At 48.4% G+C, this 13,161-nt stretch carries 10 protein-coding genes; 9 read left to right on the top strand and 1 reads right to left on the bottom strand.

All coding sequences use genetic code 11. The features are described 5' to 3' along the window. Positions 1 to 306: 306 nt before the first annotated feature. From ABLU67_RS16080 to ABLU67_RS16070, 3 genes are read left to right on the top strand one after another with little or no spacing between them, the layout of a single operon-like run. Positions 307 to 1,392 carry an iron-containing alcohol dehydrogenase family protein gene (locus ABLU67_RS16080; RefSeq protein WP_048260960.1) on the top strand — a complete coding sequence of 362 codons (1,086 nt, stop codon included), beginning with the start codon at positions 307 to 309 and terminating at the stop codon, positions 1,390 to 1,392. A 4-nt stretch (positions 1,393 to 1,396) separates the two neighbouring features. Then, complete coding sequence (locus ABLU67_RS16075; protein ID WP_025106093.1) at positions 1,397 to 2,728, top strand: LLM class flavin-dependent oxidoreductase; 1,332 nt, start codon at positions 1,397 to 1,399, stop codon at positions 2,726 to 2,728. Between the two features lie 21 nt (positions 2,729 to 2,749). Continuing rightward, positions 2,750 to 3,961 carry an aminotransferase class I/II-fold pyridoxal phosphate-dependent enzyme gene (locus ABLU67_RS16070; protein WP_348852373.1) on the top strand — a complete coding sequence of 404 codons (1,212 nt, stop codon included), beginning with the start codon at positions 2,750 to 2,752 and terminating at the stop codon, positions 3,959 to 3,961. 237 nt (positions 3,962 to 4,198) lie between these two features. On the opposite strand, the gene ABLU67_RS16065 is transcribed toward ABLU67_RS16070, so the two are convergent. Further along, the gene (locus ABLU67_RS16065) at positions 4,199 to 4,408 is read right to left on the bottom strand and encodes a hypothetical protein (protein WP_348852372.1); all 210 of its coding nucleotides are present in this window, start codon (positions 4,406 to 4,408) and stop codon (positions 4,199 to 4,201) included. A gap of 495 nt (positions 4,409 to 4,903) precedes the next feature. Between ABLU67_RS16065 and ABLU67_RS16060 the strand changes: the two genes are divergently transcribed. From ABLU67_RS16060 to ABLU67_RS16035, 6 genes are all read left to right on the top strand, one after another. Further along, a complete protein-coding gene (locus tag ABLU67_RS16060) occupies positions 4,904 to 5,866 on the top strand; it encodes a patatin-like phospholipase family protein (RefSeq protein ID WP_001593459.1) in 963 nt (320 codons plus the stop codon). Positions 5,867 to 5,881: 15 nt separating this feature from the next. Continuing rightward, entirely contained in the window at positions 5,882 to 6,775 is an 894-nt protein-coding gene (locus ABLU67_RS16055; protein WP_001593458.1) for a nucleotidyltransferase, read from the top strand. Positions 6,776 to 6,835: 60 nt separating this feature from the next. Beyond that, positions 6,836 to 8,581, top strand: coding sequence for a hypothetical protein (locus tag ABLU67_RS16050; RefSeq protein ID WP_064375865.1), 1,746 nt, complete (start codon positions 6,836 to 6,838; stop codon positions 8,579 to 8,581). Between the two features lie 421 nt (positions 8,582 to 9,002). Beyond that, positions 9,003 to 10,076 carry a CBASS cGAMP-activated phospholipase gene (locus ABLU67_RS16045; protein ID WP_032142592.1) on the top strand — a complete coding sequence of 358 codons (1,074 nt, stop codon included), beginning with the start codon at positions 9,003 to 9,005 and terminating at the stop codon, positions 10,074 to 10,076. Next, positions 10,076 to 11,374 carry a CBASS phage resistance system c-GMP-AMP synthase DncV gene (dncV, locus tag ABLU67_RS16040; RefSeq protein WP_001593454.1) on the top strand — a complete coding sequence of 433 codons (1,299 nt, stop codon included), beginning with the start codon at positions 10,076 to 10,078 and terminating at the stop codon, positions 11,372 to 11,374. The genes ABLU67_RS16045 and dncV overlap by 1 nt, the downstream gene beginning before the upstream one ends. Further along, a complete protein-coding gene (locus tag ABLU67_RS16035; protein WP_064375562.1) occupies positions 11,374 to 13,143 on the top strand; it encodes an E2/UBC family protein in 1,770 nt (589 codons plus the stop codon). Before dncV ends, ABLU67_RS16035 begins: the two co-directional genes overlap by 1 nt. The last annotated feature ends 18 nt before the right edge of the window (positions 13,144 to 13,161 follow it).

Here is a 13,161-nt window from a genome sequence, read left to right as displayed (position 1 = left end):
AATCATCGAAATAGCGTATCAGGTATAGGAAGATGCCAGATGCGTCTGTTTTCATTGCGTTAAATTAGCCCTGCCTGACACTATCATTTCTTTGATCCAGCACAGCATGCAAGGGGTTTATCGACTATAGCAAAAATCAATCTATGCTATTGAGAATAAGTTAATAAGGATCCCCACTTAGCACTTTGTTAATTTTTTCAATTCTCGTAGGATGTTTTTAATAACACTTGAATATATCCCATATCAAATTCCTGTTTAATTACGGGCAGTTTCTCTTTAACCAGACGACAAATACAGGGCATCGATGTGTTCGCCATAAAATCACCGCAGACCTATCATCATCAGCCCGGCCTGCTTTCACGTACCGGTGAGCTGCTTGCCGTTCATTCCTCCGATATCGCGATCATCACCAGCCCGAAAGCGTGGCGGGCGGTGAATCCGCAACTGGAAACCAGCCTGAAGGCAGCCGGTATTCGCTGGCAGGTCAATTTTCTCACCACGGAATGCACCGATGCGGCTATCGAAAAACATCTGGTCAGCGTGCGGGAACAAAACGCCACGCTGGTGCTGGGCATTGGCGGTGGGCGGGTGCTTGATTGTGCCAAAGCGGTGGCGAACCTGCTGACCGACGTCGGGCTGGTGACAATACCGACAGTTGCCGCGACCTGCGCCGCCTGGTCGCCGGTCAGCATCATTTATAATGAGCACGGCGGGCATGTGCGCAGCCAGCCATTGTCGCGTATGCCACTTATGCTGCTGGTCGACACGAATGTGATTGCGCAAAACGATGTGCGTTATCTCAAAGCAGGCATTGTGGATGCGCTGGCTAAATGGTACGAATTCCGCCCGTATAAACAGAAAAGCGACGACAGTCTGGCGCTGAACCTGAAAGTGCAGGCCGCACAACTGGCGGTGGACGTCTTTGAACAATATGGCGCTCAGGCGGTGAAAGACAACGCCCGTCATGAAGTCACGCCGGCGCTGATGAAAGTTATCGACGCTAATATCGCGGTGGCAGGTATGGCTAACAGCATGCGCGATGAAACCCCCGCGCCGGGCGTGGCGCACGCGATCCACAACCGTTTCACCCATCAGCCGGAATTGCATGACTGGCTGCACGGCGAGAAAGTGGGTTTCGGGTTGCTGGTGCAGTCGCTGATGGAAAGCTATAACGGCCAGCCGGAGCTGCAGTTGCTGGGGTTGTTGCGTGAATATGGCGCGCCGCTGGCACTGCCGCCACTGAATGGCGACCGGGACACGATCATCGCGGCCATTGCCCGCGAAGTGAAATTCTCCACCGAAAATGCCGACCGTTTGCCGTTCTCAGTGGCAGCGGAAAATATCGAAAAAGCCCTGCGGGCAACTGAAGTTCATCATTATTCTCAGGGATAACGCCATGACCTCTTCTTCATCTTCTTCAGAAAACACGCGTAAATTGCGTCTTGGTCTGTTTGTGCAGCCGCTCGGGCATCACGTCAGTGGCTGGCGCTTAACTGAAAACCTCGGTTCGCCGACCGATATCGACTGGCTGACGTGGATCGCCAGAAAAGCCGAAGAGGGTAAATTCGATATGTTCTTCATCGGCGATGCCCTGGCGACCAGCGTCTACCGTTTACCGTCCACCATGGCGCGGCTTGAACCGCTGACCTTGCTGTCGGCGCTGGCGGTACAAACCCGCCATATCGGGCTGGCCGCCACGGCTTCAACGACATTCAGCGATCCGTTTAATCTGGCACGCAGCTTTTCTTCTCTCGATCACATCAGCCACGGCCGGGCGGCGTGGAACGTGGTGACGTCGTTTTCAACGGACGTGGCGCGTAATTTCAGCCGTGACGATATGCCCGCGCATGCCGAACGTTACGCCGTGGCGCATGAGTTTCTCGAGGTGACGTTCAAACTGTGGGAAGGCTGGCAGGAAGGGGCGGTACAGCCGGACAATGCCAGCGGTCAGTATTTCGTCAATGAGAAAATCAATCCGGTGAACCATCAGGGCAAGTATTTTCAGGTACAGGGGCCGCTGAATATTACCCGTTCGCCGCAGGGGCGTCCGGTAATTATCGAAGCGGGTTCTTCCGCTGACGGCCAGAAACTGGCAGCGGCCACCGCCGAAGTCGTGTTTACCGCTGCCGCAACGCTGGAAGAAGCGCAAACATTTTACCGTGCGCAGAAACAGCAGGTGAAAGAGGCCGGACGTAATCCGGAGCATATGCTGATTTTGCCGGGTGTAATGCCCATTGTCGGCCGCACGCGGGAAGAGGCGCGCGAAACCTGGCACGAACTGAATTCGCTGGTGGATATTGATAACGGCATCCGCCAGCTGTCCACTCGCTTTAATATGGATCTGAGCGTGTTTCCGCTCGACGGGCCGGTGCCGGATGTGCCTGCCGGTGAAGGTAATCAGAGCCGTGTGAAACTGCTGACCGATCTGGCATATCGCGAAAATCTGACCTTACGTGAACTGGCCGCAATTGCTGCCGGTTCGCGTGGGCATCGCGTGCTGGTCGGTACGGCGGAAGATATCGCCGATGATTTCCAGCACTGGCTGGAAGAAGGCGGAGCAGATGGTTTCAACATCATGCCTGCAGTGATGCCGGAACAGCTTTCGCTGTTTGTTGAGCTGGTGATCCCTGAATTACGTCGCCGTGGGTTGTTCCGTGAAGAATACGAATTCAGCACGCTGCGTGAAAACCTCGGTCTGCCTGAGCCTGACTTTAACCCTCAGACTTAACTTTAGCGTTGGAAAATTACGATGACGATTTCTTTGTCAGACCGCGTTCAGCGCGTGTCACTTTCCGCCAATGCGGCGGCGAAACAGCGCACCAATGAACTGAAAAGAGCCGGGGTGGATATTTTGGATCTCACCACTGGCGAACCGGATTTTGATACACCCGATCACATCAAACAGGCAGCATACGAGGCGATTGCGCGTGGCGAAACAAAATACACGCCGACGCCGGGGATTCCGGCGTTGCGTGAGGCGGTGCAGCAGAAATTACAGCGGGAAAACCGGCTGGAATTCGCTGTTGCAGACATCATTATTGCCAACGGTGCCAAGCAGGTCATTTTCAATGCCTTTGCCGCCACGCTTAATGATGGCGATGAAGTGATTGTACCGGTGCCGTACTGGCCGACATTTCCGGACAGCGTGCGGTTTAACGGCGGCACGCCGGTGTTTATCGAATGCCATCTGGAGCAGGGTTACAAACTGACGCCGGAACAACTGGCTGCCAGCACTACATCGCGTACCCGCTGGCTGGTACTCAATCATCCGGGAAACCCGAGCGGTGCGGTATATTCTACCGCTGAATTACAGGCGCTGGCCGCCGTCCTGCGCGGGCATCCGCAGGTGCTGGTCATGCTCGATGACTTATATGAGCAGATTCTGTTTGATGGCTGTGAACATCAGAATCTGCTCAACGTGGCCGATGATTTTCAGGCGCGTAGCCTGCTGGTGGGCGGCGTATCCAAAACTTATGCGATGACCGGCTGGCGGATTGGTTTCGGTGCCGGGCCGAAGGCGCTTATTACCGCCATGACCGTGGTGCAGTCGCAAATCAGTTCCGGTGCCAGTTCGGTGAGTCAGGCAGCTGCGCTTGCAGCCTTTAACGGCGGGCTGGATTTTATTGCACCACAGGTTGCGGCATATCAACAACGGCGCGATGTGATAACCGAGATTCTGGCGAATATTGACGGGCTGGAGTTGCGGGTGCCGCAGGGCGGTTTCTTTGTCTTTTGCCGCTGCGCCGGATTAATCGGACGTTACCGGCCTGACGGGGCAAAAATCGAAAACGAAGCTGACGTGCTGGATTATCTGCTGGAAAGCGGCGTGTCCGGCGTTGGCGGCAGCGCATACGGCTTGTCGCCCTATTTCCGCTTATCGATTGCCACCGATAACGCTACAGTAGCTGAAGCCGGGCGGCGTATTGCATCGGCTTGCGCGAAGCTCAGCACCGCTCAGTAAATTCAACGTAATTATTGAACCGCCTGGATTGACTAAAAGGTACAGGCCACGAGAGTCGGAAACTTAGAAAGGTTTAGCGGATGATTTTAAGCTGCGGATTTTAGTGTCGTTCAGTGGCATAGGGTGGTCACTCCATAATCAAACTGAAATGACCCCAAATCAGACTACCAATCTTGCCCGATGCGCAGGGGAAAATGAAAATGCATCAGGAAGACTTTTCACGCTAACCTGTTGAATCTAAATCGTATAAAGATTCGTGAAGATGCATGAAAACAAGAATTTGGCTCCTCTGACTGGGATCGCCTTTGCCAGTAACTGGCTAATATTCAAGCTAAACCTGAATCCACTTTCTGTCAAGACCACCAAAATGACCACCAATAGTAGCGGGTTACGTAAGGCTGGGTTGAGTGAACCTCGGATATGCTGATCGTTACTTTGGTGTTCCATGGATGGGGTGGATATGAAAGTTATCTATTCGCAGAACCGTATGGGTACAGCAATTGACGCACGTAATGCAGTAAATACTGGCCGGACTCTCCACTTTTGAGTGAAGCCGCAGTTGTGGATTTTATTAAAGTGGCAAATGCGTAAAAATAGATCAATGAATAGTATAGGTTTAGGCCCTATTGTGTAATATGTCCGCAACTCTAGGTGTTTAGGTAAAGTACAGAATGAAGACGCTTAAAGCATCGTTGCCCAATGCTCTGCAACAGATGAGGGAGGCCGTGGTGTGAGTCAAGAGGTATTTTATCTACCTTATTTCGATAGAACGCGACCTTAAAAGTCCTACCTCGAAGAAGTTAGCCTACTATGCGATTTGATGGAGATCCATCCGCTCACGCTGTTGGTTTATGCAGGTTTCGGACTACTTGAAGTCTCCAGCTTTTATAAATTGTTCGGTACTAGTTGGATATCCTCGTAGTGAACAAGGAGTGCAAAATAATGACTTACTCTGTTTCGCCGTCATCACTACTCACCGAGTACGGCAACGACAACATATGCCGTGTTCTCGCACTTGATGGTGGCGGTGCAAAGGGCTTTTATACGCTGGGTGTCCTCAAGGAAATTGAGGCTATGCTTGGGTGCCCATTATATAAGAGGTTTGATCTTGTATTTGGTACTAGCACCGGTGCGATTATTGCCGCGCTCATCGCTCTAGGATACGAAGTAGATCAAATACACGCACTGTACACCGAACATGTACCACGAGTTATGTCCAGCCGGTCGGCTGCGGCAAGAACAATGGCGCTCCAGGATTTGGCTAAGGAAGTTTTTCAAGACAAGACATTCGAAGATGTTCTGATGGGTATTGGCATCGTCGCAACTCGATGGATGACCGAAAGACCAATGATCTTCAAAGGTAATGTTGTGCAGGCCCATGGTCGCAAGGGAACCTTCAGTCCAGGATTCGGGGTCAGCATCGCTGATGCAGTGCAAGCGTCTTGCTCGGCTTATCCGTTCTTCGAAAGGAAAGTGATTGTTACCGCAGCAGGAGATAAGGTTGAGTTGATCGATGGAGGTTACTGCGCAAACAACCCCACCTTGTTTGCAATCGCCGACGCCACTGTCGCTCTGAAAAAAGATCACAAGGATATCCGGGTTATAAATGTCGGTGTTGGTATCTATCCAGAACCTAAACCAGGTCTCCTTATGCGGATTGCTAAGAAATGGCTCGCAGTCCAGCTGCTTCAAAAAACTCTAGAGATCAATACACAATCGATGGATCAACTACGCGACATTCTATTCAAAGATATTCCGACGATTCGGATCAGCGACACATTCGAACGGCCTGAGATGGCGACAGATTTACTTGAGTACAATTTAGATAAACTGAATACCCTTCGACAGCGTGGTAGGGAGTCTTTTGGAGCTCGTGAGGCACAATTAAGAGAGTTTCTGATATGAGTGAGGCGAAATAATATGGGAATACCTGAATCACAGCTCGATACATGGTCCCACCAAGGATCTATTGCACAGTCTGCCTCGACTTATAGCATTATAAAGAATGCATTAGAGAGCGCAAACACTAAGTATCATGGAAAGAATTTTAAAGTATTCCTTCAGGGCTCCTATGGAAACGATACTAACATTTATGCTGAAAGTGACGTTGATGTAGTCATATGTCTTGATGATGTCTACTACAGTGACCTCACACAGTTATCACCAGAAGACAAAGATGCGTATGACCGTGCATTTGTTCCTGCAACCTACTCGTATACTCAATTTAAGCAAGATGTGCTTGAGGCTCTTACAGAGCGCTTCGGGTCTGATGTTAAGGTCGGAGATAAGGCCATAGTTGTAGCGGCAAATGGAAGTAGGCGCAAAGCTGACGTTATCGCATCAATGCAGTTTCGTCGTTATTGGAAATTCAAGGGGCATTACGACTCACAATACGATGAGGGCATCTGTTTCTTTAATGGCGCTGGTGAACGGATTGCCAATTACCCCAAGCAGCATTCAGAAAATCTCACCTTAAAACATCAGGCCAGTAATAAATGGCTAAAGCCCATGGTTCGCGTACTGAAGAACCTTCGAAGTAAACTCATTGCTGACGGAAAATTGAAGTCAGGACTTGCACCTTCCTATTACCTTGAAGGTCTACTCTACAACGTGCCAAATGAAAAGTTTGGCACCAGTTATGCTGATTGTTTTGTCAATGCCATGAATTGGATTCAGACAGAAGCAGATAAAGACAAGCTGGTATGCGCCAATGAACAGTATTACTTGCTTTGGGAGGGGACACATACCTCATGGGAGAAAGCCGATGCGGAAGCGTTTATCGACGCTGCAATAAAAATGTGGAATGAATGGTGAAGTGAGTCGACAAAACTGCTGGTCTTAGGGCACGGCAAACAGCAAGCAGGAGAAATCGAGGTGGCAGGTAGCATCATTAACCTTTTTATGTGGGGATATCAGGACAGCTACAGAATTCACATCCAGATTCTGGCACGTAATGTACTGAAAAAATTGGGTGCACCGGCTGATGCAGAAGTGCTACTTGTTGGTGCTCGCCGCCCTGGCAGTAAAAATGCGAATCCGATATGCGTAGAGCCAGAAGATGGTAAGTGGCATCTATCTTTGTTTGAAGGATTGCTGGATTCAGTTGAATCGATTTACAAGAATCATCGGTTACAGAGTATGATTTTTGGTGATGGGCCAAGCATGCGCGACAAGCCAGAGTGGATACGTCGCGACTCAGTGCGAACATCGGTTAGTAAGGCACTTGATGCTTTTGATACCGAGCATAACGTAACGTCATTTTGCGGAGAGTCTAGGCGAATAGACGACTATTATGTCACCCCAGTCATACAGATTCCAAACGACACTTTCGAGAAATTCCCTCCTTTGCTCTCCAATTCTGTTGACGAAAGCCAACAAGGACATGGATTTCGTAGTCTGATACATGCAGCGATGTATGCGGTTCTTCGTGAGGCTACCGAGGAATTGCATAACCCTGATCCAGGAAGATTTATCCATGGCAGTATGAGAGATGCCGAGGAAATAATACGGATTGCTGCAAAGGACTTTCTGCACACCGCAGGCCTCTCGATCGAACGAAGATACATTCATACTGATCTTTTCGATGCTTTGAACCTTGTCTCCTCTCTTATGTACGAGGGGGCGAAAGGCATAGGTCAGCTCATTCTCGTCGATCCAGATAACGAGGCGGTTGAGTTCCTGGCGAAGTTTGTTGAGCCAGTTCCCTTTCGTGAGCCACGATGGGTTCGGAAAGTCTTGCAGATGGCGGCATCAGGTGTCGGCATTATCGCAAATAGTCAGTACATCTATGGACTTGGGAGACTGAAGGAGTCGCACGATCCCAGTGCACAAGATGCGTTCACGGTAGATTTTATAGATCATTATCACTGGCAGTTGTACTGCGGTAACCAAGCACTGCTTCTCAGTCAATATGCTGTGCCCAAACTTCCACAGGAGCCTTTTGACAAAGCTGCCTTCCTGGCAAATTACGCGAGACTATTTCCGTTGTCTTCACAAGATAGTGGATTGCACTTGTGGAACCTTCTGATGACCCAAACCAGTCAGGGGCATGGGAGCATGATTGTCGTTGCGGAAGATGCGGCCTGCGAGGCGAATCGACTTTGCAAGCAAGGTACTAGAATCGTGCCAACTAAGCTCACTGAATCACTCCTTCGAAGTGTCAGCGGTATTGATGGCACAATACTGCTTGATCCTGCTGGTCTTTGCCATGCTATCGGGATTATTCTCGACGGTGAAGCGACCGATGAGTGTACGCCATCAAGGGGATCTCGGTATAATTCCGGAGTGCGTTACGTGCAAACGAGCGGCACTCGAAGGCTTGCGATCGTCGTGTCGGATGATCGAACAGTCGATATCATTCCTCAAATCAAGCGACTGTGCAGTCGTTCAAAAATAGAACAATGTGTCGTAACACTGGAGGCGGCAACGCTCGACAACTATCATGATTCTCGGAATTGGTTAAACGACCATCGCTTCTATATCAACGCTGAGCAATGCGCTCGAATTAATGCCGTACTCGACAAACTAGATGCCGTTCCAAAAGAAGTAGGTCTTATCTATTTTGAAACTGAGAGATTTGAAGTTGACCCAGAGATGGACGAAAGCTATCTCATAGACTGACCGAATACCGTTGCGTGATGTCAATATTAGGTACCTCGTGCCAATATCATGGCCTAACGTTTGTTGGTGTTAGTAGGGATGTTATCGTCGTTGGCCTTATCGTTAGGAATTATCTTGCCTGTGGGGGCTTCACTTTAGGTCAGGCAGGCTTCAAGAGTTTGGTTCATCGGACACTGCCTGATAGTGCCAGTGGATGTCACGTACCGCAAAGAGTCATCGAATGATTCTTCTTCGTTTCAAATGAAGACCTTCCTTTGATTGGATATAAAATGTAAAAATTCTAACTTTACAGGTTAAATCAGTATGTTTTATAGAATTAAAAGTGTTTTATACTAATTACAAAAACACTGATTATTTGTACATTGAAAAGAATAAAAACAGACATATCTTATAGCTATATTCTCTGGTTATGGGGTTTTCAATGTCTGAATTGCATGTAGTCAATGACCATGGAGTACGGCTACTCTGCCTAAATGGTGGTGGGGCCAGAGGGATGTTTACAATCAGTGTGCTTGCTGAGATTGAGAGGATACTTGCCTCTAGGCACCCTGACCAAGAAATCAGAATTGGCGATTACTTTGACCTCATCGCAGGGACATCGATAGGTGGGATCTTGGCTCTCGGCCTTGCTAAAGGCAAGAGTGCTCGCGAGTTGGAATGTGTTTTCTTAGATAAAGCGAATGATATTTTTCCACCAAGATGGTGGCTATTCAATCTCCTTAAATCACTTGTTTCTCCCATTTATAGTAGTAAACCACTTCGACAAACAATTGAAACGATGATCGGTGGTGAGACTACCTTTAATGACCTGGCCCGGAGAGTAATGGTCCCGGCAGTCAATCTTTCAACAGGAAAACCTCAGTTCTTCAAGACACCACATAACCCAGATTTTACCCGCGACGGTGCACTTAAATTGATTGATGCCGCACTCGCAACCTCCGCTGCACCGACGTTCTTTGCACCACACCATTGTGAAGACCTTGGTTCTTATTTTGCTGATGGAGGTCTGGTCGCCAACAACCCCAGTTATATCGGATTTTTGGAAGTTTTCAGGGACATGAAGTCTGATTTTCCTGATGTTGCTCATAAAGACATACACATACTTAATATCGGTACTACCGGGGAAGAGTATTCACTTAGCCCAAGGCTGCTGAGCAAAAAATGGTGGAATGGCTACTGCCGACTTTGGGGCGTAGGTAAAAAACTGGTCCTTACAACCATGACGGCTAACCAACATCTCCATAAAAATATGCTCCTGCGCGAGCTTACGCTCCATGGTGCCTCCGATAACTACACCAGTCTGGATGAAGTGATCCCTAATGAAGCAGCCAGCGACATCACTCTGGATAATGCCACGAAAAGTTCCATTGAAAACCTGCGCGCAAGGGGAAGACAACTCGCTACTGTGCAGTTCGCTCAGAACCAGAAGCTTAAGAGCTTTTTCACTACACCTGCAAAACCCTTTAAGCGCGCAATCGCGCAGGAGAAACTCTGATGCCTTGGGATTTTAACAATTACTATAGTCACAATATGGATGGCTTAATCAGTAAGCTCAAATTGAGCAAGACTGAATCCGATAAACTCAAAGCACTTCGTCAGATCGTACGTGAAAGGACGAGAGATGTATTTCAGGAAGCTCGCCAAGTCGCAATTGACGTGAGAAGGCAAGCGCTGACACTTGAAAGTGTCAGATTAAAACTTGAGAAAACAAACGTTCGCTACCTCTCCCCCGAAGAACGTGCTGATCTAGCGCGACTTATTTTTGAAATGGAAGATGAAGCACGCGATGACTTCATCAAATTCCAGCCTCGTTTCTGGACTCAAGGAAGTTTTCAGTACGATACGTTAAACAGGCCTTTTCATCCGGGGCAGGAAATGGATATTGATGATGGCACCTACATGCCCATGACGGTGTTTGAATCCGAACCGAGCATTGGACACACTCTGCTTCTCCTTCTCGTGGATACATCACTGAAATCACTAGAAGCTGAAAACGATGGCTGGGTATTTGAAGAAAAGAATACCTGCGGACGCATCAAAATCTATCGGGAGAAAACACACATTGATGTACCGATGTATGCGATCCCTAAAGAACAATTCCAGAAAAAACAAACAGCAGCAGATTCAGCACACCTCATAAAGTCAGATTCGGTGTTTGAATCTTTTGCATTGAACCGGGGGGGACGCGAGGCTTATGCCGTTGAGTCCGACAAAGTGAACCTGGCACTTCGCGAAGGGGTCAGAAGATGGTCAGTCAGCGACCCCAAAATTGTTGAAGACTGGTTCAACGAAAGCTGTAAACGTATCGGCGGGCATCTGCGTTCAGTTTGCCGGTTTATGAAGGCTTGGCGGGATGCACAATGGGAAGTTGGGGGCCCTTCATCAATCAGTCTGATGACTGCAGTCGTCAACATCCTCGATAGAGAATCTCATAATGGCTCCGACCTCACCGGGACGATGAAACTTATTGCCAGGTTGCTGCCTGAGGAATTCAATCGCGGTGTGGAAAGTCCCGACGATACTGACGAAAAACCATTGTTCCCTGCGGAAAGTAACCATAACGTGCACCATAGAGCTATCGTTGAAACTATGGAAGGTCTGTACGGTATTTTACTTGCCGCTGAGCAATCAGAAAGTCGGGAAGAAGCGTTACGTAAAATCAACGAAGCATTTGGTAAACGTGTGACTAATGCCCTATTAATCACGTCAAGTGCTGCAGCTCCGGCATTTCTCAATGCACCATCCAAAGAGCCATCATCTAAACCAATCAACAAAACGATGGTAAGTGGCTGATGAAGGACGGGCAGCTCCATCAAGTGATGACGGGATGCGGGTATCGCTATACGCGTGCCCGCAATCTTCCTGAAAAATCGATTCTGCACAGCAGGGAGCGAGGTGCAGGATATTACACGAAAGAATACGCGACTGATGCCGGTAATTTTAATGTTGCATTGGTGATTCATCCCGACCCTTTCACAGAACTGCCGACAGCATTCATTATTGAGCAACCTGAACAGTTCAAAAGTTGCCTTATGCCCCATGTCGCCCTGGAAGGGTTCCTTTGCTATGTTGAGCAGATGGAAGCAGACTGGGATTCCAACGATCTGGAAGCGACATATAAAGAAGTTGATGCACAGATACACCAGACCCTCATTAATTCGGTATCCGCTGCTACGCAAGGGGTAAATGATAAGAGAGAACTGGAAGGGGAGTTTGCTGCATACTGGCGTCCCAGCGAGACACTCTTTCTTCTGTCAAACGCAAGTCGGGGGACCACACTTAAAACCTCTTTGGCAAAATTACTTAAGTCTGATGGAACTACCAGACAGGAGTACATAACGGTTGAGGAATCATCCCCGGAGGACTCGGAAGCCGTTATGACCAAGTGGCTCAAACAAAGGTATTTCCCCAGAACTTCGTTAAAAGAAATACCCATCAGCACGCATTACATTTCTGTAAATCCCAGCCGTCTAGCCGGGATGAAATGGCCACCGGCTTCATTCCGGGACTTACTGGAATGGCTTGAAAAATCAGACCACAATGCCAGAGATAGAGTCATTGAAAACATCAAAGCCGAAGGGAAGAAAAGGTACATTTTTCTCTTTGATGTTTTAAACCAGGACATCTTAGCTATCTATGTTGAGTTCAATGCGCAGTCTGTTGATTTCAGAAGGTACCGGAAGTCAGCCAAAAACTCAACGGTCAAGCTTGCGGCGATGTTGGGTGGCAAAAGTGTTTGCACGGAATATCAAAGGCTGGGTGTCATTCGTGCTGACATTGCGACGCTCCTTAGCCGGAATACACGACGGAAGGGGGCAGTAAGTCTTTCAACAAAGCGTATAGCGTTGATAGGTTGTGGAACAATTGGAGGGTATCTGGCCGAATTATTACTACGCAACGGAGCCGGATGTGGTAAGGGTTATCTGCATCTTTATGATGATGATATCTACAAACCCAGTAATTTTGGCCGTCATACCCTATCGTCACATGATTTCGGGTGGCCTAAATCCCTTTCACTTGCGGCAAAGCTACAGGAGTCTGTGCATTTACAGACAAAGGTTGTAGGATTTATGGAACAATTCCGTATCAGCGCAGATGAAATGCAGAAGTACGACATCATTATTGATGCGACAGGACGCCCACCTGTGTCAAAACGCATCGCTGCGGTGGTTAGACAGATTCCACTGGAGCAAAGACCATATATTATTCACGCGTTCAATGATGGCAACGGCCGGGCATCAAAAGTCTTTATTGATGATGGCCGAAGCTGTTACGGGTGTATGGTTTCTAACCCTGCAAAATACCATAAAGGAACCGATTCAAGGTTTAATGATCTTGATATATCAAGCGAAAAAAATAAAAGTTGTGGCAGCACTTACACCCTTTATGATGCAGCAGTTAGTAGCATAACGTCATCTCTGGCCCAGATGGCCGTGTTAAGTACTCTAGAACCAGAGTTAAAGTGGACTTACAATGAACATATCCTTGAGGGGGGGCGTTCGCTCAGACCTCAATTTTTGCCACATCAGCCGAATTGCCCTGTGTGTAATGAACATAAATGAATTGGTATTCATCGATAA

This window comes from Klebsiella sp. GN_Kp190 (assembly GCF_040061795.1).
Classification (GTDB): Bacteria; Pseudomonadota; Gammaproteobacteria; order Enterobacterales; family Enterobacteriaceae; genus Klebsiella; species Klebsiella michiganensis.
This window is presented reverse-complemented; position numbering and strand designations above follow the sequence as displayed.

What these genes read in the sequence shown, in the direction of transcription:
- dncV (WP_001593454.1), top strand. Translation starts at nt 10,076, where the DNA reads ATGCCTTGGGATTTTAACAATTACTATAGTCACAATATGGATGGCTTA.
- ABLU67_RS16060 (WP_001593459.1), top strand. Translation starts at nt 4,904, where the DNA reads ATGACTTACTCTGTTTCGCCGTCATCACTACTCACCGAGTACGGCAAC.
- ABLU67_RS16045 (WP_032142592.1), top strand. Translation starts at nt 9,003, where the DNA reads ATGTCTGAATTGCATGTAGTCAATGACCATGGAGTACGGCTACTCTGC.
- ABLU67_RS16035 (WP_064375562.1), top strand. Translation starts at nt 11,374, where the DNA reads ATGAAGGACGGGCAGCTCCATCAAGTGATGACGGGATGCGGGTATCGC.
- ABLU67_RS16070 (WP_348852373.1), top strand. Translation starts at nt 2,750, where the DNA reads ATGACGATTTCTTTGTCAGACCGCGTTCAGCGCGTGTCACTTTCCGCC.
- ABLU67_RS16055 (WP_001593458.1), top strand. Translation starts at nt 5,882, where the DNA reads ATGGGAATACCTGAATCACAGCTCGATACATGGTCCCACCAAGGATCT.
- ABLU67_RS16075 (WP_025106093.1), top strand. Translation starts at nt 1,397, where the DNA reads ATGACCTCTTCTTCATCTTCTTCAGAAAACACGCGTAAATTGCGTCTT.
- ABLU67_RS16065 (WP_348852372.1), bottom strand. Translation starts at nt 4,408, where the DNA reads ATGGAACACCAAAGTAACGATCAGCATATCCGAGGTTCACTCAACCCA.